General features: G+C 46.3%; 19 protein-coding genes, 1 pseudogene and 1 riboswitch. Of the genes and pseudogenes, 8 read left to right on the top strand and 12 right to left on the bottom strand.

Annotated elements, in window-relative coordinates; genetic code table 11:
* Positions 1 to 122: 122 nt before the first annotated feature.
* The 3 genes and pseudogenes from EYA81_RS18905 to EYA81_RS18895 form a co-directional block, all read left to right on the top strand.
* A pseudogene (locus EYA81_RS18905) lies at positions 123 to 1,000 on the top strand (NAD(P)/FAD-dependent oxidoreductase); the annotation flags it as partial.
* A gap of 56 nt (positions 1,001 to 1,056) precedes the next feature.
* On the top strand, positions 1,057 to 1,494 hold the full coding sequence (locus tag EYA81_RS18900) for a DoxX family protein (RefSeq protein WP_131226391.1): 438 nt from the start codon (positions 1,057 to 1,059) through the stop codon (positions 1,492 to 1,494).
* A gap of 137 nt (positions 1,495 to 1,631) precedes the next feature.
* A complete protein-coding gene (locus EYA81_RS18895) occupies positions 1,632 to 2,186 on the top strand; it encodes a DUF3332 domain-containing protein (protein ID WP_117599624.1) in 555 nt (184 codons plus the stop codon).
* Positions 2,187 to 2,264: 78 nt separating this feature from the next.
* Here the strand turns inward: EYA81_RS18895 and EYA81_RS18890 are convergent, their stop codons facing one another.
* Complete coding sequence (locus tag EYA81_RS18890) at positions 2,265 to 4,574, bottom strand: BamA/TamA family outer membrane protein (RefSeq protein WP_131226389.1); 2,310 nt, start codon at positions 4,572 to 4,574, stop codon at positions 2,265 to 2,267.
* A 143-nt stretch (positions 4,575 to 4,717) separates the two neighbouring features.
* On the opposite strand from EYA81_RS18890, the gene EYA81_RS18885 reads away from it, so the two are divergent.
* Positions 4,718 to 5,479 (top strand): RNA methyltransferase, encoded by a 762-nt coding sequence (locus EYA81_RS18885; RefSeq protein ID WP_131226388.1) that lies wholly within the window; start codon positions 4,718 to 4,720, stop codon positions 5,477 to 5,479.
* Here the strand turns inward: EYA81_RS18885 and EYA81_RS18880 are convergent.
* The 6 genes from EYA81_RS18880 to EYA81_RS19770 form a co-directional block, all read right to left on the bottom strand.
* A complete protein-coding gene (locus EYA81_RS18880; RefSeq protein ID WP_131226386.1) occupies positions 5,433 to 5,762 on the bottom strand; it encodes a hypothetical protein in 330 nt (109 codons plus the stop codon). The two genes, EYA81_RS18885 and EYA81_RS18880, sit on opposite strands and share 47 nt — an antisense overlap.
* Positions 5,759 to 6,685, bottom strand: a complete 927-nt coding sequence (locus EYA81_RS18875) for a DUF4296 domain-containing protein (protein ID WP_131226384.1) — start codon at positions 6,683 to 6,685, stop codon at positions 5,759 to 5,761. Before EYA81_RS18875 ends, EYA81_RS18880 begins: the two co-directional genes overlap by 4 nt.
* Complete coding sequence (locus EYA81_RS18870) at positions 6,682 to 7,314, bottom strand: lipoprotein signal peptidase (RefSeq protein WP_131226382.1); 633 nt, start codon at positions 7,312 to 7,314, stop codon at positions 6,682 to 6,684. The genes EYA81_RS18875 and EYA81_RS18870 overlap by 4 nt, the downstream gene beginning before the upstream one ends.
* A 2-nt stretch (positions 7,315 to 7,316) precedes the next feature.
* On the bottom strand, positions 7,317 to 7,697 hold the full coding sequence (locus EYA81_RS18865) for a TraR/DksA C4-type zinc finger protein (RefSeq protein ID WP_005654117.1): 381 nt from the start codon (positions 7,695 to 7,697) through the stop codon (positions 7,317 to 7,319).
* Positions 7,698 to 7,729: 32 nt separating this feature from the next.
* The gene (gene ileS / locus EYA81_RS18860; protein ID WP_131226381.1) at positions 7,730 to 11,218 is read right to left on the bottom strand and encodes an isoleucine--tRNA ligase; all 3,489 of its coding nucleotides are present in this window, start codon (positions 11,216 to 11,218) and stop codon (positions 7,730 to 7,732) included.
* Between the two features lie 465 nt (positions 11,219 to 11,683).
* The gene (locus tag EYA81_RS19770; protein ID WP_242672401.1) at positions 11,684 to 11,836 is read right to left on the bottom strand and encodes a hypothetical protein; all 153 of its coding nucleotides are present in this window, start codon (positions 11,834 to 11,836) and stop codon (positions 11,684 to 11,686) included.
* 193 nt (positions 11,837 to 12,029) lie between these two features.
* Here EYA81_RS19770 and EYA81_RS19765 point away from each other — a divergent pair, with 193 nt between their 5' ends.
* Positions 12,030 to 12,284, top strand: coding sequence for a hypothetical protein (locus EYA81_RS19765; protein WP_242672400.1), 255 nt, complete (start codon positions 12,030 to 12,032; stop codon positions 12,282 to 12,284).
* 281 nt (positions 12,285 to 12,565) lie between these two features.
* Here the strand turns inward: EYA81_RS19765 and EYA81_RS18850 are convergent, their stop codons facing one another.
* From EYA81_RS18850 to EYA81_RS18830, 5 genes are all read right to left on the bottom strand, one after another.
* Entirely contained in the window at positions 12,566 to 14,098 is a 1,533-nt protein-coding gene (locus tag EYA81_RS18850; RefSeq protein ID WP_117599617.1) for a carbon-nitrogen hydrolase family protein, read from the bottom strand.
* 192 nt (positions 14,099 to 14,290) lie between these two features.
* Positions 14,291 to 15,778: a D-xylose transporter XylE gene (gene xylE / locus EYA81_RS18845; protein WP_131226379.1), complete on the bottom strand. Its 1,488-nt coding sequence runs from the start codon at positions 15,776 to 15,778 to the stop codon at positions 14,291 to 14,293.
* A gap of 114 nt (positions 15,779 to 15,892) precedes the next feature.
* Positions 15,893 to 17,209, bottom strand: a complete 1,317-nt coding sequence (xylA, locus tag EYA81_RS18840) for a xylose isomerase (RefSeq protein ID WP_005825539.1) — start codon at positions 17,207 to 17,209, stop codon at positions 15,893 to 15,895.
* 105 nt (positions 17,210 to 17,314) lie between these two features.
* On the bottom strand, positions 17,315 to 18,793 hold the full coding sequence (locus EYA81_RS18835) for a xylulokinase (protein ID WP_117887827.1): 1,479 nt from the start codon (positions 18,791 to 18,793) through the stop codon (positions 17,315 to 17,317).
* Between the two features lie 49 nt (positions 18,794 to 18,842).
* A complete protein-coding gene (locus tag EYA81_RS18830; protein ID WP_117599613.1) occupies positions 18,843 to 19,574 on the bottom strand; it encodes an NUDIX domain-containing protein in 732 nt (243 codons plus the stop codon).
* Positions 19,575 to 19,971: 397 nt separating this feature from the next.
* On the opposite strand from EYA81_RS18830, the gene fabD reads away from it, so the two are divergent.
* From fabD to EYA81_RS18815, 3 genes are all read left to right on the top strand, one after another.
* On the top strand, positions 19,972 to 20,859 hold the full coding sequence (gene fabD, locus EYA81_RS18825) for an ACP S-malonyltransferase (RefSeq protein ID WP_117599612.1): 888 nt from the start codon (positions 19,972 to 19,974) through the stop codon (positions 20,857 to 20,859).
* A 207-nt stretch (positions 20,860 to 21,066) separates the two neighbouring features.
* Positions 21,067 to 21,157, top strand: a riboswitch (TPP riboswitch).
* A 69-nt stretch (positions 21,158 to 21,226) separates the two neighbouring features.
* Positions 21,227 to 21,424: a sulfur carrier protein ThiS gene (thiS, locus tag EYA81_RS18820; RefSeq protein ID WP_025835343.1), complete on the top strand. Its 198-nt coding sequence runs from the start codon at positions 21,227 to 21,229 to the stop codon at positions 21,422 to 21,424.
* Between the two features lie 5 nt (positions 21,425 to 21,429).
* Positions 21,430 to 22,113: a thiamine phosphate synthase gene (locus tag EYA81_RS18815; protein WP_131226452.1), complete on the top strand. Its 684-nt coding sequence runs from the start codon at positions 21,430 to 21,432 to the stop codon at positions 22,111 to 22,113.
* Positions 22,114 to 22,116 lie beyond the last annotated feature (3 nt).

Below are 22,116 nucleotides of genomic sequence, written 5' to 3'. Positions count from 1 at the left end.
AAGAACAACATGATATTGAATTAATGAAAACAGCAATGAACATTCTCGATAAAGAGGGGCAGAAACGATGGGTAATCGTAGGCGGTGGCTTCGATGGATTAAAGCTAGTACGAAAATTGAATACTTCGGAAGCCTTGTTCAACCGAACCAGATATTGGACAGCTTTGAACAGGCCCAGAGTACCGGTAATAAAGAAGAGCACAGGCGTCTGATGACCTTTGCCATTGTAGGTGGTGGAGCTACGGAAATAAAGTTGTCCGCTACTCTGGCCGAGATGAGAAAGTTTGTCCTTTCTCAAAACTATCCAGGCTTGAATATCAATGAGAAGCGTATCATCTTGTTGGATGGCTCTTCCAGGCTTTTGTCTGCCTTTTCTGAAAAGTCTTCCAAAGAAGTGACTGATTATCTGAAGAAGCATGATGTGGAAATTAAATTGAATCAACGGGTGATGGGATACGAGAATTATCAGTTGGCATTGAATGATGGGACCGCAAGCAATACCAAAAAAAATGTATTCTGGGTGGCCGGTGTCAAAGCAAACAGCCTTCAAGGATTGCCTGCCTATGGACCGGGAAACCGCTTGAAGGTGGACACTTATAACCGTCTTTCTCAATATCCCAATATTTTCGCTATCGGGAATACGGCCCTTATGATTTCTGAGGAGTATCCCAAAGGACACCCGCAAGTGGTGCAACCAGCCATCCAGCAGGCCCGCAACTTGATAAGGAACTTGCAGCGTGCAGAAGCAGGCCTGCCGCTGCAACCGTTTATATATCAAAACAAAGGCTCCATGGAGACCATTGGCCGCAATCATGCCGTAGTCGAGCTTAAGAAGCTGCGTTTTGGAAGTTTTCCGGTATGGGCTGTGTGGCTGTTCATCCATTTGATGAGTATTGTGGGTGTAAAAAACCGTCTTTCCATCTTCGTAGACTGGATGTGGAGTTACTTTACCTATGACCTGTCTTTACGGATTATCATCAAACCCTTGAAGCGGCAGTAAACTTTTATTGAGTAATATTTGTTATAGTTCATATACGAACTTAAAAATGAATGAATATGTTAAAACGACTTTTATTTCCCGTCAAACCGGACGGAACGGCAACATCTGCTATGCTATTAATTGCAAGAATTGTATTCGGTATATTATTAATGAACCACGGTATCCAGAAGTGGACTAACTTTCAAGAGCTGTCGGCTGTTTTCCCAGACCCATTGGGTGTAGGCAGCCCGCTGTCTTTAGGATTGGCTATCTTCGGTGAATTGGCATGCTCCATGGCATTCATTATAGGTTTTCTCTATCGTTTGGCTATGATACCAATGGTGTTTACAATGGCTGTTGCCTTTTTTGTAATTCATGGCAATGACCCGTTTGCCACGAAAGAGCTGGCTTTTGTGTACCTGGTAGTGTTCATATTGATGTATATCATAGGCCCGGGCAAGTTTGCCGTTGACCGTTGGATCGGAAAGGCTCTTTCTCAAAAAACTCATAGATAGACACTTCTGTTTTACTGAAAACAGATTTTAAGCTCAAATAGGATGTATTTTCGTAAAAAATCCTATATTTGCGGATGCTTAAAATAACTCAATGAGCTATAAAGCTATTAAACACAGTAAAATAAAAAAGAGTGATTATGAAAAAGTTCAATTTGAAGATGGCTGCGACCGTAATGATTTGCGGCTCGTTTCTTTTCAGTTCTTGTATCGGTTCTTTTGGACTGCATAGTAAACTGGTCAGCTGGAATCAAGGTATTGGTACCAAGTTTGTAAACGAACTGGTTTATCTGGCATTCAATATTGTCCCGGTATATGGCGTTTGCTATCTGGCCGATGCATTGGTCATCAACTCCATCGAATTCTGGAGTGGTTCAAACCCTATGGCCAGCATTGGTGATGTAAAGAAAGTGAAAGGTGAAAACGGTGACTACCTGGTAGAGACACTTGAAAACGGCTATTCTATCACCAAAGAAGGTGAGACCGCTTCTATGGAACTCATTTACAACAAAGAGTTGAATACTTGGAATGTTGTTGCCGATGGTGTCAGCACAGAATTGCTGCAAATGAACAATGACGGCACTGCACAAATGACCCTTCCGAACGGTGAGGAAATGACAGTGACACTGGATGCCCAAGGTGTGGCTGCAGCACGTCAAGCGACAATGATTGACAGCTATTACGCCTTTAAGTAATGGGATAATGGATAAATGATAATGGGTAAATGTATATGCTAATTATCCAGTATCATTTATCCATAGTCATTTATATTTTTAGAACGGATATCCCACAGCAAAGTGGAAAGCAAAATCGCGGCTAAATTTAGGATGAATAATGGGATAACGGTCTTTTTTCTTCTCGTAAGCTGGATTGATTGCTTTCATACCTCCGTCGAAACGCAATACAAAGAAATCTAAGTCAAGACGCAGTCCTAAACCATATGCCAAAGCAATCTGCTTATAGAACTTGTCAAATTTAAACTGACCTCCCGGCTGGTCTTTATAATCCCGTATTGTCCAGATATTCCCGGCATCTACAAAGAGAGCCCCTCTGAATTTCCAGAATAACCGTGTGCGGTATTCAATGCTGGCATCCAGCTTGATGTCTCCCGACTGGTTCATGAAGTTATTATCGCCGGGGAAAGAACCGGGCCCCAAATCACGTACAGACCATCCGCGCACACTATTGGCGCCACCGGAAAAGTAGCGTTTTTCAAATGGAAGCATTGTTGCATTGCCGTATGGAATGGCGATACCGACACCAAAATGAAATGCCAATGAATTGCGGTTGTCAATGACCAGGTTCTTGGCAAAGTCAAAATCGCCTTTCAGGTATTGGGCAAAAGGAATGTTTAATAAAGTGTATTCTCCCGATGCATTCTTCTTCATTCCTCCGAGCTTTGCCACAGCATACAACAAATTGCCCGCTGATTCAAAATTGAAGCGGATGGTATAGGAATTTCCGATGCCGGAATTATTCATCAAAGCCTTTCCGGCACTGTTATAAATATAGCTATAGCCGGTGCGGACAATAAAACGGTCTTCATAATTATATTTGAGGATGTAGTTCTCGTCTTTCTCCAGATAATCCTCTTTAAATCTCTGGTCTATGCTGGGCATGTACAGATAATTGATGTCCAGTAAATCAATGCGATGCTGCGAACGCTGTTGTTGTACTCCCCATTTGTAGCTCCATCCGGCAGACGCCACAATACGTGTGAATTCAGGCCGCATCTGGTAGTTATATTGCAAGCCGAATTCTGTAGTAGCCCTTATCCTCCGTTTGAAATCGCTGGATACAAAGGGAAACATGAACTGTGGAAAGTTGATAGTTGCTTCCGCACCTAATTCTATATAGTCTTGATTTAAGGAGCTCTGCAAACCAGACACAGCCTCGTATGCCCCACGTAGCTTGAACATGAATGTTTCGGAACCTTTGAACATGTTGCGGTGCTGAAAAGCCACTGAAGCGGCAGCTCCCAAGTCGCCGGCAGAGTTTGTGCCTTCCACTTCAAAGGATACGGACTGATGCTTGCCTTTGGTCAGCATCACATAGGCGTTGAGCTTTGCACTGTCACTCTGCTGTACTTCGAAAAAACGGATGTTGGTGTATTTCAGGGCTTGCAGGCGTCCGTAGTTGGAGTAGGTACGCTGCACGTTTTGCTCATTATAGAGAGTTCCCGGAATGATGCGCAGATTGTTGGTCAGCACTTTGGGACGCAGATAAAGCTTGTCTTTGTAGTAGATGGGGAATCCTTTGTAGTGCAATGAATCATTTACCTCGATGCTGTTCAAGGCAGATGCCTGCAACACATTATAGTCTGTAATGAAACTCACTTTATTGATAGTGTACTGTTGGTGATTCTGCGGTGTATCCTCGTTGTGCTGCTTGTATGGAGCCAAATGCAACGTCAAATCTACCAGGTAAGAATTGCGGACAGTATCTGCGGTATAAGAGATGTACTCTTTATTGAACTTATAATATCCGTTCTGAAGCAGTTTGTTCGTGATACGCTGACGTTCTGCATCCAATACATTGACATCAAAATACATGCCTTCGGATAAGAGGGTTACTGCAGAATCCTGCCGCATGTATTCCTTTATTTTACTGTCCCGGATATCATATTTCAAGGTACGCACTTTATAGGGTTTGCCGGTTGTCACCTTATAGACTAACCTCATCTTTTTCTTTTTGACTTGTCGTATCGGTTCCACCAGAGCACCCATATAGCCCATATTCTGCACAGCTTTAGTGATCTCTTCCCTGGTCCGATTGGTTTCCTCCTCACTGTATATGACAGGAGCATCCCCTAATTTCCTCAATGTACGGTTTATCCAGCGTGTAGAGTCCCGTCCGGACCAGTTGTAGACATACAACTGGGTCTTTATCAGACTGAACCACTTCGCATTGGGATTCTGGCGGATATACATGGAGAGATTAGATGGTTTTACTTCCTTATTGTCAGTATGTATACGCACTTCATCCAGCAAATACGAGCCGTCCGGCACATATTTGGTAGAAGAACAGGAAGCCAACAAAAATACGATAGTAGTAAGTATCGCGTAGCGGAAACCTTTATCCATACCGAGTCATTAATTGCGCATAAACAGCTACAAATATACTTGTATTTTTTTGTTCCCGAAATAAAAAACGCCGGAAGAGTGCAGAGTTTTTGATTATATTGAAATAATCACGTATTTTTGTCAAATGATAACATGTGTATCCTATGGCATTAAGTAAAAACCGCATTAAATATATCCACTCGTTGGAGCAGAAAAAGAACCGGAAGGCTGACAAGGTATTTCTGGCAGAAGGACCTAAACTCGTAGGGGATTTGTTGGGACATTTTCCTTGTCAGTTCTTGCTGGCAACTTCAGAATGGCTTTCCCGGAACCGCCCTATCTCCACTGTAACGGATGTCACGGAAGTATCGGAGGAAGAACTTTCGCGTGCCAGCCTGCTAAAAACTCCCCAACAAGTGCTGGCTGTGTTCCGGCAGCCGGATGAGGAGACGGATGTTTCCGTCATCAGCCGCTCCCTCTGTCTGGCTTTGGATGATGTGCAAGACCCCGGTAACCTGGGAACGATTGTCCGCCTTGCCGATTGGTTTGGGATAGAGCATATATTCTGTTCGCCCAATACGGTGGATATCTATAATCCCAAAACAGTGCAGGCCACGATGGGAGGTATCGCACGCGTCAGACTGCATTATACTCCCCTACCCGAGCTCATCCGCTCACTGAAGGATATTCCCGTTTACGGCACTTTCCTGGACGGAGAGAATATGTACGGACAACCACTCTCGAAAAATGGGCTGATTGTGATGGGAAATGAAGGAAATGGCATCGGAAAAGAAGTGGAGGCACTCATCAACCGCAAACTATACATACCGAATTATCCCGCCGGCCGTGAGACCTCGGAGTCGTTGAACGTGGCTATTGCTACAGCAGTAGTTTGCGCTGAGTTCCGGCGCCAGGCAGCATTGTAGTAAAATCAAAAGGGAAAAACAACCAGGGAATCAAACAAGACAATTCTTCCTCGATAACCGGAGGGATTGCCGTCAGTATATTGCAGCACGTATCAAAATGAGGATAGTCTGTTTCCGCCTCCGTAAGCAAAGCTATGACGCCTGGTAGCCATTCCGTATTCTCCACCTCTTCTGTCAATGGGAAGATACGTGATACACACTGTCCTTCACCTATCTCCACCACATATTGTTTCAGATAGCCATGTCCGGGAAGAAACAGAAAATGGGAAGCGTAGCGTTTCATGCTTTCGGACGGCGACGTATGGTTCTGGGAGTTGTGGCATTTTCCTGCTCCTGAATTTTCAGAGGCTTCAATTTCTCTGGTTTCCCGATACTGTCTTTGCGAAGGGAGTCTGTGGCCTGCTGAAGGCTGTCCTTTGGGGCAATGACCAGACTGTCCGTGGCGTGATAGCGCATCAGTGAGATACGGTCTGCCAGCAAAGGCTGTGGAGTCTCCTGCTGCGGGTAATAGATGAACCCGCGTATTTCCTTGATTTCTCCTAAGGTATCGGCAAACAAGGTGAGCGTTTCCACACCTGTGCCTTGTACTTTCCGAATGGCACTGATGACACTGTCATTCTTCTCATAAAGAACCTGCATCGCCATCAACGGAGCATGTATGCTGTCCGGTGCACCGTTGTGAAAACGGAAGCGTGCGCTCCAGCGCAACGTGTCACGGTCGTGGAAATTGGTGTCTGAAGGCAACGTAAACGTTATCTTGTTGTCCAGGGGCATGCCCGTCAACTGATAGATATGCTGCCATATCCACACGTCGATACTGTCTCCGGGAAGTGATTCTTTCGGCTTGTTGTCACGCAGGGCAATCAAGTGGTTGATACCGTCTCTTTCGGCTTTTAAGCGTACATTCACTTTCTCGTAGATTTTGGTAAGTACCTCCGGATTACGGGCAAACCAGACCATAGAAGAGTCGAAATCGGCCTGAGTGATGCCATATTTCTTGAAAACCGATTCAATGTAAAGAACCCGCTTATAGCTTTCGTTATACGGTACTTCTTCACCCATAGCTTTGGCTATGTGATAATCGTAAAGCACGTTTTCCATCTTGGCATCCGGAAGGACGGTCTCAGGTCTTTTCACCTTACAAGCCGTCAGACTGAATGCCAGAAGGACTACACTACACCATTGAATTCGATTTATTCCTTTCATGATTTCTTTATGGCTGCGTGATAGGCATCATTGAAATCCTTATTATAGAACAACAGCAATGCAATCATACCACAGCTGATTGCTGCATCTGCAAAATTGAATATCGGGCTGAAAAAAATAAAGTGTTCACCACCGACGAACGGCATCCATGTGGGCCAGTTTGTATCTATGATAGGAAAATAGAACATATCTACCACTTTGCCGTGAAACCAGGAAGCATATCCTCCCCCTTCAGGCAGGAAAGAAGCTATCTGCGAATGAGTGCTTTCATTAAACAGTACACCGTAAAAGACGCTGTCAACAATGTTACCCAAAGCTCCCGTCAGGACTAAAGACACACAGACGATGAATCCCGTCTTCATTCCCAGCTTCACGAATTTATGCAGAAACCAACCTATCACCGTCACCGCAACAATACGGAACAAGGTGAGAAACAGTTTGGCGAATATTTCCATACCGAAAGCCATGCCACTATTCTCAGTAAAGTAGATGTAGAACCAATCTGTGATTCGGATGCTCTCGTGCCAGTACATGTGAGTCTTAATCCAAATCTTGATAATCTGGTCTATAATCAATACCAAGAATATAATGAGTAAGGCTATCCGTCCTTTCGTAAAGAATTTACCCATTTTTATTTCTTGCCGTTGTTTTTAGCTTCGATGCTCAGAGTGGCATGAGGCACTGCACGAAGGCGCTCTGCCGGTATCAGTTTGCCGGTTTCGCGGCAAATGCCATATGTTTTGTTCTCAATACGCACCAAAGCAGCCTGCAATCCTTGGATGAACTTTAACTGGCGTTGGGCCAGACGTGTGGTTTCTTCCTTGGATAAGGTGTTGGCACCTTCTTCCAGCACTTTGTACGTAGGAGATGTATCGTCGGTGTCATTGCCGTCTGCACCCGTCAGGCTAGCCTTTAACAATTCATAGTCACGTTGTGCTAACTCTAACTTCTCCAGAATGATAGCGCGGAATTCTTCCAATTCAGCATCTGAGTATCTTGTCTTTTCTGCCATAACTTTTACGTGTTAATCAGGTTAGTATTTAATTATTCTTTCACTACGCTCACGTACAGCGAGAAATCGTCGAAGTTTAGTTCTGCACCATTTTCTACGTTGTCTGTCAGCGTCAGTGAAGTTCCTAAAACTTGGTTACAAATATAGTCTTTATATTCGTTTACTGCATCATCTGTTTGAGGATTTTTTGATAATGTAATCTTTATTTTATCGGTTATCTCAAAACCGCTTGACTTGCGGATATTCTGAATACGGTTCACCAACTCGCGCGCAACACCTTCACGACGCAACTCTTCGGTTACGGTAACTTCCAAAGCTACGGTTAGTTTACCTTCGTTGGCAACCAGCCAGCCCGGGATGTCCTCGCTGAAGATTTCCACATCGGCAGTTTCAATCACAGCTTCCGTACCGTTCAGGACGAACGTATAGGAACCGTTCTTCTCCAGTTCAGCGATAGCCTCCTGAGACATTCCGGCCACGGCAGCAGCCACAGCTTTCATCTGTTTTCCGAATTTCGGTCCCAACTTCTTGAAGTCGCATTTCACTTTTTTTACCAGTACACCGGCAGCACCGTCCACAAACTTGATTTCTTTCACATTCACCTCGTTCATGATAAGTGCTTTCACAGCCTCGATGTGTGCACGCTGTTCTTCATCCACTACCGGTATCATGATGCACTGAAGCGGTTGGCGGACTTTGATGTTCACCTTGCGGCGCAGTGCCAATACCATAGAAGTGACGTCTTGTGCCATCTGCATGCGGGTTTCCAATTCCTTGTCTATCATTTCCTCCTTATATTCGGGGAACTTGGCAAGGTGTACGGAAACCACGTTGTCGCGTCCCGTAGCTGCAATCAGGTCTGTGTACAGCATGTCGGCATAGAACGGAGCAATGGGCGCCATCAGCTTGGCTACAGTTTCCAAGCAGGTATAGAGTGTCTGGAATGCAGAGAGCTTGTCCTGCGTCATACCGCCACCCCAGAAGCGTTTACGGTTCAGACGAACGTACCAATTGGAGAGATTGTCGTTCACAAACTCAGAAATGAGACGTCCTGCTTTCGTGGGCTCGTATTCATTGTAGCAGGTATCCACGTTCTTCACCAGCGTATTCAGTACGGAGAGAATCCAACGGTCTATCTCAGGGCGTTCTGCCATGGGCACGTCGGCTTCCTTGTATTCAAATTCGTCTACATTGGCATAGAGGGCGAAGAATGAATAGGTGTTATAGAGTGTTCCGAAGAACTTGCGGCGCACCTCTTCCACTCCATCCACGTCGAACTTAAGATTGTCCCACGGAGAAGAGTTGGTGATCATGTACCAGCGCAACGGGTCGGAACCGTATTTCTCGATGGTCGAGAAGGGGTCTACGGCATTGCCCAGACGCTTGGACATCTTGTTTCCGTTCTTGTCGAGCACCAGACCGTTGGAGATAACAGCCTTATAAGCGGTGCTGTCGAACACCATCGTGGCGATGGCGTGCAGCGTGAAGAACCAGCCGCGTGTCTGGTCCACTCCTTCGGCGATGAAATCGGCAGGATATACCTGATGGCTGTCCAGCAGTTCCTTGTTTTCGAACGGATAGTGTATCTGTGCATAAGGCATGGCACCGGAGTCAAACCATACGTCAATCAAGTCCGTTTCACGTTTCATCGGCTTGCCGTCTTTGGAAACAAGGATGACATCGTCTACGTAAGGACGGTGCAAGTCTATCTTGTCGTAATTCTCTTCGGTATATATACCCGGCTGGAAGCCTTTGTCCTTGTAGGGGTTGGACTGCATCAGACCGGCAGCTACGGATTTCTCTATTTCGTTGTAAAGTTCTTCTACAGACTCGATACATTTTTCCTCGCTATTGTCCTCTGTACGCCAGATAGGCAGCGGAGTGCCCCAGTAGCGTGAACGGCTGAGATTCCAGTCATTCAGGTTTTCCAGCCACTTACCGAAACGTCCCGTACCGGTGCTTTCCGGCTTCCAGTTGATGGTCTTGTTCAACTCTATCATACGTTCCTTACAAGCGGTGCTGCGGATAAACCAGCTATCCAGCGGATAGTACAATACGGGTTTGTCCGTACGCCAGCAGTGCGGATAGTTGTGTACATGCTTTTCTATCTTGAATGCCTGATGAGCGGCTTTCATCATCATGCAGATTTCGATATCCAATGATTCGGCAGCTTGCGCAGCCTGCTCATTATACTTGCCGTCTACGGTGAATTGAGGGTCATAAGCATTCTTTACCCACTTGCCCTGATACTCCTTATACAAGTCCACGTTGACACATGCCTTTACGAAATCCTCATCCAGTTCATCTATCAAATAGAACTTACCGGTGAGATCCACCATCGGGCGAGTTTCACCTTTCTTGTTTATCATGAACAGGGAAGGTATGCCTGCAGCACGGGCCACAAAGGCATCGTCCGCACCAAAGGTCGGGGCGATGTGTACGATACCCGTACCGTCTTCGGTCGTTACATAATCACCCGCGATTACACGGAAACCTTTATCGCTGGCAGTCCAACTGCCGTCTTCGGCCACATCTATCGGCTTTACCCACGGGATGAGTTGCTCGTACTCCATACCTACCAAGTCCGGTCCCTTGTATTCACTTACAATCTTGAAAGGTATCAGCTTGTCTCCCGGTTTATAATCCTCTAATGCAATGCCTTCCGCTTTTTTATTGAAGTGTGCATAGAGCAATGCTTTTGCCAGAACGACGGTCATCTTCTCGCCACTATAGCTGTTGTAGGTCTGCACGGCTACATAGTCAATCTTAGGCCCTACACAGAGTGCGGTATTGCTGGGCAATGTCCACGGAGTGGTAGTCCATGCCAGGAAGTAAGGAGTCCCCCACTCTGCCATTTCCGGCTTCGGGTTCTTTATCTTGAACTGCCCCACTACGGTCGTATCTTTTACGTCACGATAGCATCCGGGCTGGTTCAGCTCGTGCGAACTGAGTCCTGTACCGGCAGCGGGAGAATACGGTTGTATGGTATATCCTTTATAAAGCAGTCCTTTCTTGTAGAGTTGCTTCAACAGCCACCACAACGTTTCGATGTAGCGGTTGTCGTAAGTTATATAGGGGTTCTTCATGTCCACCCAGTAGCCCATCTTGTGCGTCAGGTCTTCCCACTCTTTGGTGAACTTCATGACGTCCTTGCGGCAGGCAGCATTGTATTCTGCCACAGAAATAGTCCTGCCAATATCCTCTTTCGTAATGCCAAGCGCCTTTTCCACACCCAGTTCCACGGGTAATCCATGAGTATCCCATCCGGCCTTACGCTTTACCTGAAATCCCTTCATCGTTTTGTAACGGCAGAAAATGTCCTTAATGGAGCGAGCCATTACGTGGTGAATACCCGGCATACCATTGGCCGAAGGAGGTCCTTCGAAAAACACGAAAGAAGGACAACCTTCACGTTCTGTCATACTCTTGGCGAAAACCTGGTTTTCGTCCCATTTCTCCAACACTTTTCCGTTCACTTCGGAAAGGTCAAGCTTCGAATATTCGGCAAACTTCTTACCCATCTTGATATTTACTATTTGACAATTTACGATTGAAGAATACTCTTGACCAGCATGTTTTTTGGTACATCAAAAGCCATCTTCTTTATTTTAAGAGTGCAAATTTACAAAAAACTTAGATACAAGAGACTTTTTAGGTAGAAAAAGCTGGCTTAGTGCGATAAAATGTTTTATTTGGCGTCAGTTCAATGGATGTGTGGAAGTAATATCCGCTTGATGTGACCTTTCTAAGAAAAGCACTAAAACCCACGGGGTTCTAAGCAAAAAACGGCAAAACGTAAATTTAGTTCAAACAAGCGACCTGAAAACTACAAATAAGAGGGCTATTTTGCTGAGTTCAACAAACGGTATGTAGAATTCTGCGAATGTCATTGCTGCAATCAGCAATAAGCGTGCAAAACAGCATGGGAAAGAATAATAAAATATCACATTGAAAAAAATAATAGCAGCATCATCTGCGAATAGACTTCAACTGCCGCTGATGTAACTATAATTCAAGATAGAATAATTAAGGAAATGATTCACCACTCCGAAACAATCCAATGTCTCATCGAAAGAGAGAAAGTAATACATCAGGTTTTCGGGTTCTTTCTTTCTTTTGGGGCAGGATTTCGTCCACATAGGCAAGAAAGGCGTTTTTTGATGCTGTAATTGCATGGCGGATTTTGAGCATTCAGGCTTCACATCTCCGGTCAGTCCCCCATCACTATAATATTGGCGGCGCTCTTCATAGACTTGGGCGGCTGCCTCATTGATTTATGGTGTAGGCAGGCTTCAGCTATTCTTCCTTGCTCTTCTTCTGCTGCATAGTGGCGTGGAAGGCAAAATAGAGGATGAAGTCTACGAAGTAATAGCGGACACGTTCATAAGTGACAGAATTGACCTTTATGTCAGTTTTCAGGAAGCCCAGGATGGAGAATTGCCTGATGATGACTTCCTGCCGGGTGCGGAGAATACGGGTTTCCTCCTCTACACGCGCCTAGGAGTAATGGAAAGGCTTATATTAAAAGCAATCTGTTTCACCGTAAGCCAGTCGGACAGAATCAGTTCACCGGAGGCCAGACGGTAGTTAAGTAATCGCAGCACATTGATGCAAAGAGGTATTTCGGAAGCGGAGAAAGCTTTTTTGACCATTGTTTCAGTTTTTAGAGTAAAAGTTGTGTAAAGACACGAATAAACTATGGAATTACTATCCGAAATGCCACACTTCAGTAACTTAAATGCCACATTTTATCATCCGGAATGCCATAGGTTTCGGACTACGAAATGTGGCACTTGAGGCGGTAAAGTGTGGCATTTAAGTTACTGAAGTGTGGCATCGGGTACGATGAAAAACCCGGCGTGGAAAGGTTATTTTTTCATCTTCACCTCGTACAAATCGCCTCTCCGGTCTTTCAAGTTACGTACACTGCCGTAGGTATGCAGCTCGTTCAGCAAATCCAGATCCACATCCGATACAAGAATCATTTCGGTATTCGGAGTGGCTTCCGCACGCTTGCCGTCTGTGGGGAAAGCAAAATCGCAGGGAGTGAATACACCGGACTGGGCATACTGAATGTCCATGTTGTGCACACGGGGAAGATTACCTACACTGCCGGCTATCACGACGAAGCACTCGTTTTCGATGGCACGGGCATGGGCGCATACCTTTACGCGGCTGTAAGCATTCTGTGTATCGGTAAGGAAAGGCACAAAGAGTATCTGCATGCCTTGGTCCGCCATGATGCGGCTCAGTTCGGGGAACTCGACATCGTAGCATATCAGCACGCCTATCTTCGCACAGTCCGTGTCGAACGTCTGGATGGACTTGCCTCCACTCAATCCCCAAGACTTTATTTCGTCGGGAGTGACGTGTATCTTCTCATACATTTCATAGCTTCCGTCACGCCGGCAGAGGAATCCTACGTTGTATAGCAATCCGTCCTCCTTGATAAGCGGCATACTGCCCGTAATGATATTGATGTTATAACTGATAGCGAGCTTGACGAAACGCTCCCTGATTTCCTCGGTATAGGCCGCCAGTCCACGGATGGCCTGCGATTCGCCCTCATTGTTGAATTTTGCCATCAGCGGTGCATTGAAGTATTCGGGGAAAAGGACAAAGTCACTCTTATAGTCGCTCACGGCATCCACAAAGAACTCCACTTGTTCAAAGAGGTCATCCAGTGTCTTGTAGGTACGCATCTGCCATTGCACCAAGCCGACACGGACGGTAGTTTTGGGGCTTACATAGTCTTGTGTGGGAGCCTGATAGTAGATATTGTCCCATTGCAGCAGGCAGGCATAGTGCTTGGACTCCTCATCATTGGGAAGATAGTTGCGCATCACCTTGCGCACGTGGAAGTCGTTGGAGAGCTGAAAGGTCAGCACCGGGTCGAAGATTTCCTTTTGCTTCACCTTGTCTATGTACTCCTTAGGACGGAGTTGGTCAGCATATTTATAGTAGTTGGGGATACGTCCGCCAAACATGATTGCCTTCAAGTTCAATGTTTCGCAAAGTTCCTTGCGGTATTCATACATGCGGCGTGCCAGACGCAGGCCGCGGTATTGGGGATGAATAAAGACTTCGATGCCATAAAGGATGTTACCCTTCGGATTGTGGGTATTGAAAGTCTCCTTGCCCGTAACCTGAGCGTAGGTGTGGTCGTTCTTCACATCATCGTAGTTCACTATGATGGAAAGTGCACAGCCCACGATTTTCTCGTCAACCACCGTCACAATCTGCCCCTCGGGAAAGATTCGTATCAGCTTTTCTATTTGTTTGTGTGTCCAGAACACATCGCTTCCGTCTGAATAAACACGCGTAAACGATTGTGCCAACTGGTCATAATCTTCAATCTGCAGATTGCGTATCTGTACCTTATTGATTTTCATTGAATCCATAACTTTCTTGCTATTCCTGATTAAAAACAGTGCAAAGGTACGGTTTATCCTTACATGTTATCTTCCCCTCCGAAGATTTTTCTTTCCCATCTTGAACGGATAAGGGAAAAGATACGGAATTGATAACAAAAAGAGGAGGCATTCATCAGGCCTCCTCTTTCCCATCTTATATGGGCAGTTTCAATGACGGTCTTATCTATTGTTTCTTCTATTCTTCCACAGCTTGGTCATGTCTTCCAGTGTCTTGCCTTTCGTTTCGGGAACAAGCTTCCAGACAAACAGAGCAGCCACCACACAGATGATTCCGTATAAGCCATAAGCAAACATGTGCCCGAACTTGTCTCCCATATCTCCCAAACTCATATTGTACATAGGTACGAAGGTGGAAGATACAATGAAATTGAATATCCATTGGAAGGCTACGGCAATGGCTACTGCAGCGCCACGGATGGTATTCGGGAAGATTTCAGCAATCAGTACCCAGCAGATGGGGCCCCAGCTGAACATGAACGAAGCACTGTAGACCATGATACTGACAACAGCCAACATGGAAGGAAGCCCTGCCACAACGTTGCAAAGAGCTACTCCGAAAGCACCTATCGCCATACCGATAGATCCCGAGATAAGCAGTGGTTTACGTCCCCATTTCTCGACTGTAAAGACAGCCAGCAACGTGAACAGAATATTGATGATACCCATAATGACGGTCTGCACCATCGGGTTGCCCATTCCCATCGTTTCGAAGATACGCGGTGCGAAATAGAGTACGGCGTTGATACCTACCGCTTGCTGGAATACACTCAGCATGATTCCGATAAAGATAACCATCCAGCCATAAGTGAAAAGCTTTTCCGTCTTTTCCTCTGCCGTGGCTTTGATTTGAGACAGAATAACCTTTGCCTGAGCCAAGCCGTTGATACGGCTTAACACCTGGAGTGCCTTATCATCCTTGCCACTCATGGCAAGATAGCGTGGCGTTTCGGGAACAAACAGTACGAGCAACGCAAAGACTCCTGCAGGAACAGCCTCACTGACAAACATCAGACGCCATCCTATCTCTGTGGTCCATGCTGCCGCTTCGGGATTCAGAATCTGGTTGACTCCTTCAATGGCCTTTATCACCGGATTTGAATTCTCGCCCAAAATAAGGAAATTCACGAAGTAAACCACTAACTGGCCGAAGATAATGGCAAACTGGTTCCATGATACCAGAGTCCCGCGAATGTTGCTCGGCGCAATTTCCGCAATATACATCGGGCAGATGGCCGATGCCAAACCTACGCCGATTCCTCCCAATACACGGTAGAAATTGAATGCCACGAGCAAGGAATAGGAAGGAACACCATAGTCGAAGAAAAGGAATTCCGGGTAGTAGGAGCCCAATGCCGACAGAAAGAACAAGACGCCGGCTATGAAAAGAGAATTCTTACGTCCCAGATTGGATGCGAAGAATCCCGAAAGAGCACTACCGATGATACATCCGATAAGTGCACTGGAAGAGGTAATGCCGTGAATCGTATCTGTGTAGACAAAATCGGAGGCACCCATAAAGAATGCCTGAAGCCCTTTATCGGCACCGGATATGACTGCTGTATCGTAGCCGAAAAGCAAGCCCCCGATGACGGCTACCAGCACAATAGAGAAGAGGTAGAGTTTACTGCCTTTTTCTGTATAATTCATGATATTAATGATTAATGGTTAATGATTAGCGATTAATGATTAGCGATTAATGATTAATATTGAAACACCTCATGCGCAACTTATTAACCACTAATCACTAAACATTGATCATTATTAGCAGTACATATTCACGATTGCCTCATACAATTCCTGCTTGCCGCTGGTCTGTTTCGGCTCACCGTTGGCTTTTGCGTAAGCTACCAAATCCTCCAGTGTCAGTTTGCCATCTTCAAATTCCTTGCCTTTACCACTGTCGAAGGAAGCATAGCGGTCGGCCAGCATCTTCTTGTAAGGAGACTCTTCAAGCAATTTGGCTGCACTTTCCAGTGCACGTGCCATCACGTCCATACCGGCGATGTGAGCAATGAAAATGTCTTCCAGGTCGGTGGAGTTGCGACGGGTCTTGGCATCGAAGTTTGTACCGCCATTGCCAAAGCCTCCGTTACGGATGATTTGCATCATTGCCTGGGTCAGTTCGAAGTTGTCAATGGGGAACTGGTCTGTATCCCAGCCGTTCTGGTAGTCACCACGGTTGGCGTCGATGGAGCCGAGCATACCGTTGTCTACGGCTACTGCGAGTTCGTGCTCGAAGGTGTGGCCCGCCAAAGTAGCGTGGTTCACTTCGATGTTCACCTTGAAATCTTTGTCCAGATTGTGAGCCTTCAAGAAGCCGATAACGGTTTCGGTGTCTACATCATACTGGTGTTTTGTAGGTTCCATCGGTTTCGGTTCAATCAAGAAGGTACCTTTGAAGCCGCGGGCACGTGCATAGTCGCGGGCGATGGTCAACATCTGTGCGAGGTGCTCTTTCTCACGCTTCTGGTCTGTATTCAGCAATGACATGTAGCCTTCGCGACCGCCCCAGAATACATAGTTTGAGCCTCCCAGTTCGATAGTAGCGTCGATGGCGTTTTTGATTTGGATGGCGGCACGTGCCACAACATCGAAATCGGGATTGGTGGCTGCACCATTCATGTAGCGGGCATGGCCGAATACGTTGGCAGTACCCCACAACAGTTTGATGCCGGTTTCTGCTTGTTTCTGCTTGGCATACGCTACGATTTCCTTCAAGTTGGCTTCGTATTCTTCAATGGTCTCGGCTTCTTCGCAGAGGTCTACATCGTGGAAGCAGTAGTATTCGATACCCATTTTCTGCATGAATTCAAAGCCGGCGTCCATTTTGTTCTTGGCAGCCTGAACCTTGTCAGCCTCACCGTTCCAGGGGAATTTCTTTGTTCCGCCACCGAATTGGTCACCACCTTCTGCGCAAAGAGTGTGCCACCATGCCATGGCGAACTTCAGCCATTCGCTCATTTTCTTACCCATGATTACTTTATCGGCATCGTAATAACGGAATGCCATCGGGTTCTTGCTCTCTTTACCTTCGAATTTAATCTTTCCTATTCCGGGAAAATACTCTTTTGTTGCCATAAGAATTTAATGTTTTAATGTGAGAATGTGCCAATGACAGACACATTCATCACGGGGTTAATTATTAATTTATTGTTTTAACGTGCTAACGTTTTAATGTGCACATTAGCACATTACCCAGTGTTTCCAGCGCGCATATGCGTCGGCATAAGCCTGGCGGTCTGCCACTTTCGGCTCTATCACCTCGAGCTTCTCAAGCGTGGCAAATGCTTCGTTGTTGTCCTTGTATATGCCCACACCGATTCCGGCGCCTTTGGCGGCACCTACAGACCCGTCGGTATCATACAGTTCGATGACAGCTCCCGTCACACCGGCCAATGTCTCGCGGAACAGCGGGCTGAGGAACATATTAGCCTTGCCTGCATGAATTTTCTGCACGGGAATGCCCATTTGTTCCATGATGTCGATTCCATATTTAAAGGAGAAAACGATGCCTTCCTGTGCTGCGCGGATGATATGCTGTTTGCCGTGCTGGTTGAAGTTGATGCCATGAATGGAGCAGCCTGTTTCCTTGTTCTCCAGCATACGCTCCGCACCGTTTCCAAAGGGCAGGATACTGATACCGGCACTGCCGATGGGGGCTTGTGCGGCCAGCAGATTCATATCGCTGTAGGAGATGCCTTCGGGAGCAACGGTGCGTTTTACCCATGAATTGAGGATGCCCGTACCATTGATGCACAGCAGAACACCCAGACGGGTTTGCCCGGCAGCATGGTTGACGTGTGCAAAGGTGTTGACACGTGACTTGGGGTCGTAGTTCACCTCACCGTTCACGCCGTATACCACGCCGGATGTTCCGGCGGTGGAAGCTATTTCACCCGGATTGAATACATTCAGGGAAAGGGCATTGTTGGGCTGGTCGCCAGCACGGTAAGTGATAGGCGTACCTTCTTTCAGACCCAGCTCTGCGGCTGCAGCAGCATTGACGCGTCCCTGCTCGGAGAAAGTCGGTTTGATGTCGGCAATCAGAGAGGAGTCGAATCCATAATACTCCATCAGAAAATCAGCAACCCGGTTGTTCTTGAAATCCCAGAACATCCCTTCGGACAAACCGGACACCGTGGTACAGATGGTACCGCTCAACTTCATGGCGATATAGTCGCCCGGCAGCATTATCTTATGAATCTTTTCGTAAACGGAAGGCTCATTCTCCTTAATCCAAGCCAGTTTGGAGGCCGTGAAGTTGCCCGGAGAATTCAGCAGATGTGAAAGGCAAGTCTCCTCTCCCAATGTTTCGAAAGCCTTTTGTCCGTAGGGCACGGCTCTGGAGTCGCACCAGATAATGGCAGGACGCAACACCTGCTGGTTTTTATCTACACATACCAAGCCATGCATCTGATAAGAGATACCAATCGCCTTGATGTCTTCTGCGTTTACTCCGGATTCTGCCAATACAGCTTGTGTGGCCAGTTTCAAATTTTCCCACCAATTTCCGGGGTCTTGCTCTGCCCAGCCGGGCTTCACTGCGATAATTTCCGCTTCAGTCTTGGGGAAGAAGGCAGACGATACACATTTGCCGCTTTCCGCATTTACCAGACTCGCTTTTACAGACGAGCTGCCGATGTCATAACCTAATAAATACATTTCTATCAATATTAAAGAATGAAAGTGATATGAAGAATTCAAAATCCGGCTACCGTCGGATTTTATTGTATATCTTTTTGTCAAAACGGTAGTAACGTGCCGCCCGGTGGGCCACGCCTTGCTGTTTTTCTTCCAGAGGAACGACATATTCCATCAGGGCTATCTTTTTATGGAAATTGCGTACGTCGTACTGCTTGTCATACACCAGCTCGTACAAAGTGCGAAGCTGGGATGCGGTGAACTTACGCGGCAATAAGTCGAACAGTGAAGACGGATTGAACTCGACGTACTGGCGGACATAGGTAATGGCTTCCTTGATGATCAGGTTGTGGTCGAATGCCAGAGCCTTTATATCCGGCATGGCTACCCAACTGGCTTGATAATCGTCCAAATCACGGTTCAATGCGCGGTCTATCTTCACCAGGGAAAGATAGGCTATGGTGACAATACGTTCCACCCTGGACTGCATGGCACGTTCCAGCCAATGCACATCTTTGGGGTCCTTCGTACGGTTTTTTGAACCGAATGCCTTAAATTGCATCAGATTGACGTTCTTCAGGCCCGTTAATTCATTCAACACCCGTTTGGCAGCTTCATCTAAGTCCTCATCCATGTAAATCAGACTTCCGGGAAGCTTCATATCATGAAAGATTTCTCCTTCTTCCTCTCCTGCACGCTTAATCAGCAGAACCTTTAGCTGTTCTCCGTCAAAACCAATCACTACACAGTCCACAGAGATATGATTGTTTGCCAACGGCGTTTTTTGTTCTATGTTTTGCATAATATATCTCGTTAAGCGCTGCAAATATAAATAGGTTTTTCTAATTTACAACAAAGGAAAAGAATATTTTTACAATGTTATAAAGCATTATTTTTCAACTGAATACATATCTTACTTTATACAATATCATTTTCAGTTGTTATCGTATGGAATACAATATGTAATTTACAAGAATACACAAGAGGTCTAATTGTAGGAAGTACAATAAGGAGGAAGTGTTTCATTTATAAGTATTTCAGTATCCGGATATCACAGAAGACCCAAGCATACATATTGTATTTTAGCTTCCTCCTTAAAGTAAGGGTATTGCACAAAAAACATCCGTTTGTGCGGTGAATATCAGAAAAACCTCTACCTTTGCAGCACTTTTTATTTAAACACTAAAAAACGAGTAAATATGAAAGCATTTGTATTTCCGGGTCAAGGTGCCCAATTCGTTGGCATGGGAAAGGACCTGTACGAAAATTCGGCATTAGCCAAGGAACTTTTTGAGAAAGCAAATGATATCCTCGGGTATCGTATTACTGATATTATGTTCAACGGTACAGATGAAGACCTGCGCCAGACTAAAGTTACCCAACCTGCCGTATTCCTTCATTCCGTTATTTCCGCCCTCTGCATGGGCGATGACTTTAAGCCGGAGATGACCGCCGGTCACTCACTGGGCGAGTTCTCCGCTTTGGTTGCTGCCGGTGCACTGAGCTTTGAAGATGGTCTGAAACTGGTGTATGCCCGTGCCATGGCTATGCAAAAGGCTTGCGAAGCACAGCCCTCCACTATGGCAGCCATAATTGCCCTGCCGGATGAAAAGGTTGAGGAAATCTGCGCCCAGGTAAGTGCCGAAGGTGAAGTTTGCGTGGCAGCCAACTATAATTGCCCGGGACAGATTGTAATTTCCGGTTCCATAGAAGGTATCAACAAGGCTTGCGAACTGATGAAGGCTGCAGGTGCCAAGCGCGCCTTACCGTTGAAGGTAGGCGGTGCATTCCACTCTCCGTTGATGGACCCTGCCAAAGTGGAACTGGAAGCAGCCATCAATGCAACAGAAATCCATGCTCCGAAGTGCCCCGTATATCAGAATGTAGACGCTATGCCTCATACTGACCCGGCAGAAATCAAGAAGAATCTGGTGGCTCAGCTGACAGCATCGGTACGTTGGACGCAAACAGTGAAGAACATGGTTGCCGATGGTGCTACGGACTTCACAGAGTGCGGTCCTGGTGCAGTGTTGCAAGGGCTTATCAAGAAAATTGCACCGGAAGCAACGGCTCACGGGATTGCATAATTCTTTGTGTATATATATCTTCAAGGCTGTCTTTCTTCGGAGAGGCAGCCTTTCTTTCTAAAGAACTTTACTTTCCTCTTGTAATCTCTTCTCTATCTGCTACGTCTGTATAGGTACGGAGATGGTAAGGAAAAGAAAAGTCAGAGACAGGCAGAAAAAAAGCTTCCTTTTGTTTTTTATTTCCGATTTTCCCTTACCTTTGTTGCCGTAAAGACAAAGGGGTGCCCTGACGGGCTGAGATTATACCCTCGAACCTGATGCAGTTAGTACTGCCGTAGGAATTGGATATTTTTTTCTTCACTAAACTTGCCGTAAAGACGCTTCTTTGTATTTACTTCCATTGTTTTATTTCTTAATGAACAGAAAAATGAAAGTATTGGTTAACAACAAGGAAGTGAAAACCGGCGCCACTACCCTTTCACAACTTATCGAGGAACTTGCCCTACCGGTGCAAGGCATTGCCGTGGCCGTAGACAACCATATTGTACTTCGCACGGAATGGACAAAATGCGCCCTGAGGGAATACATGTCCATCATCATTATCAAAGCGGCTTGCGGAGGGTGAGGAAGATGAAGGACGAGAGGCTGAAAAACGGAGGAATGCAGTTCATCACGCACTATACGGAGCGATATTCGTACCTGGATGCTGCACGCATGGCTCTTGAGGGCGGTTGCCGCTGGGTGCAACTGCGCATGAAAGACACCCCGGTGGAAACGATAGAACCCGTAGCCTTAGAGGTGCAGGCCCTTTGCCGACAATACGGTGCGACCTTCATCATTGACGACCATGTGGAACTGGTAAAGAAGCTGCGTGCCGACGGCGTACATCTTGGAAAGAAAGACATGCCCATAGCCGACGCACGCCGGATTCTGGGCGCGGAGTACATTATAGGCGGTACCGCCAATACTTTTGAGGATGTACAGCAACACTACAAAGCCGGTGCCGACTACATAGGCTGCGGCCCTTTCCGCTACACCACCACTAAGAAGAACCTAAGCCCGATATTAGGATTGGAAGGCTATGCCGCCATCGTCAACCGGATGCGGGAGGAGAACGTATGCCTGCCCATGGTTGCCATCGGAGGAATTACCATTGCAGACATTCCCACCATTATGCAGACGGGAGTCAGCGGAATTGCCCTATCCGGCACGGTGCTGCATGCCGATAGTCCGGCAGACGAGATGCGGAGAATCATTTCTTTAATAAAGAATGAAGAAGCAGGGGAAAAAGTAAAGAACGAAAAATTAATATAACAC

The organism is Bacteroides sp. A1C1 (genome assembly GCF_004328515.1).
Taxonomy (GTDB): domain Bacteria; phylum Bacteroidota; class Bacteroidia; order Bacteroidales; family Bacteroidaceae; genus Bacteroides; species Bacteroides uniformis.
The sequence above is the reverse complement of the archived record's forward strand: the minus strand, read 5'-3'. Positions and strand labels throughout refer to the sequence as shown.